The organism is Burkholderia stagnalis (assembly GCF_902830275.1).
In the GTDB taxonomy this organism is placed as follows: Bacteria; Pseudomonadota; Gammaproteobacteria; order Burkholderiales; family Burkholderiaceae; genus Burkholderia; species Burkholderia stagnalis.
The window spans coordinates 1-1,874 of the sequence record NZ_CADESW010000056.1; the positions used below are offsets into that span (position 1 = coordinate 1).

Annotated in this window: 1 pseudogene; it reads left to right on the forward strand. The window is 64.2% G+C overall.

The annotated features are described in order from the left end of the window. Window positions 1–1,874 (forward strand): annotated as a pseudogene (locus HWY45_RS36140) (cell surface protein); the annotation flags it as partial.

A 1,874-nucleotide genomic window follows, 5' to 3' on the forward strand; every position in this document is an offset into this window, starting at 1 on the left:
GCCACCAGCTCGATCACCTCGCTGTCCACCTCGACTTCGACCGGCATCAGTACCGCGCAAAGCGGTGTTACCTCGTTGTCCACTGGCCTCAGCTCGACCAACAGCGCCGTCGCGTCGCTCTCGACGTCCACGTCGACCGGTATTTCGACGGCCACCAGTTCGATCGCTTCGCTGTCCACCTCGACTTCGACCGGCATCAGCTCGCTGTCCACGTCCGCTTCGACCGGCATCAGCACCGCGCAAAGCGGTGTTGCCTCGTTGTCCACTGGCCTCAGCTCGACCAACAGCGCCGTCGCGTCGCTCTCGACTTCCACGTCGACCGGTATTTCGACGGCCACCAGCTCGATCGCCTCGCTGTCCACGTCGACTTCGACCGGCATCAGCTCGCTGTCCACCGGCCTGAGCTCGGTCACCACCGTCACCAACAACCTCGGCAACAGCACCGCCGCAGCACTCGGCGGCGGCTCGACCTACAACCCGGCGACCGGCACGGTCTCGGCACCGTCGTATACCACGTACAACGCGAACGGCACGACCACCACCGCCAACAACGTCGGCTCGGCGATCGACAACATCAACAGCCAGGGCATCAAGTACTTCCACGCGAACTCGACCGCGCCGGACAGCCAAGCCCTCGGCGCCAACTCGGTCGCAATCGGCCCGAACGCCATCGCGAACAACGCGGGCGACGTCGCGCTTGGCAGCGGCTCCGTCACCGCGGCCGCGAACCCGACCAGCAGCGCGACCATCGGCTCGACGACGTACGGCAACTTCGCTGGCGCCACGCCGTCGAGCGTCGTGAGCGTCGGCAACGCAGGGGCGGAGCGTCAGATCACCAACGTGGCGGCCGGCCGGATCACGTCGTCCAGCACGGACGCGATCAACGGCAGCCAGCTCTACGCAGTCGCGAGCACGACCGATTCGAGCATCACGTCGCTGTCCACGTCGACTTCGACCGGCATCGGCTCGCTGTCCACCGGCCTGTCGAGCACGAACAGTACCGTCGCATCGTTGTCCTCGACACTGTCGACGTCCGACAGCGCGATCGCGTCGCTGTCGACCGGACTCTCGACAACGGATAGCAGCGTGACTTCGCTGTCGACCTCGACGTCGACCGGTATTTCGACGGCTAACAGCTCGATTGCATCGCTGTCCACGTCGACTTCGACGGGCATTAGCTCGCTCTCGACTGGTTTGAGTTCGACCGATAGCTCCGTCGCTTCGCTGTCGACTTCCACGTCGACGGGTATCTCGACGGCGACCAGCTCGATCGCCTCGCTGTCCACCTCGACCTCGACCGGTATCAGCTCGCTCTCGACTGGGTTGAGCTCGACCGACAGCTCCGTCGCTTCGCTCTCGACCTCCACGTCGACCGGCATTTCGACGGCCACCAGCTCGATCGCCTCGCTGTCCACGTCGACTTCGACGGGTATCAGTTCGCTCTCGACTGGTTTGAGTTCGACCGACAGCTCCGTCGCTTCGCTGTCGACTTCCACGTCGACGGGTATCTCGACGGCTACCAGCTCGATCGCTTCGCTGTCCACCTCGACTTCGACGGGTATCAGTTCGCTGTCGACAGGTTTGAGTTCGACCGACAGCTCCGTCGCTTCCCTGTCGACCTCCACGTCGACCGGTATCTCGACGGCTACCAGCTCGATTGCTTCCCTCTCGACGTCGACTTCGACGGGTATCAGCTCGCTGTCCACTGGCTTGAGCTCGACCGACAGCTCCGTCGCCTCCCTGTCGACTTCCACGTCGACGGGCATTTCGACGGCGACCAGCTCGATTGCCTCGCTGTCCACCTCGACCTCGACGGGTATCAGCTCGCTGTCCACCGGTTTGAGCTCGACGGATAGCTCCGTCGCTTCGCTCTC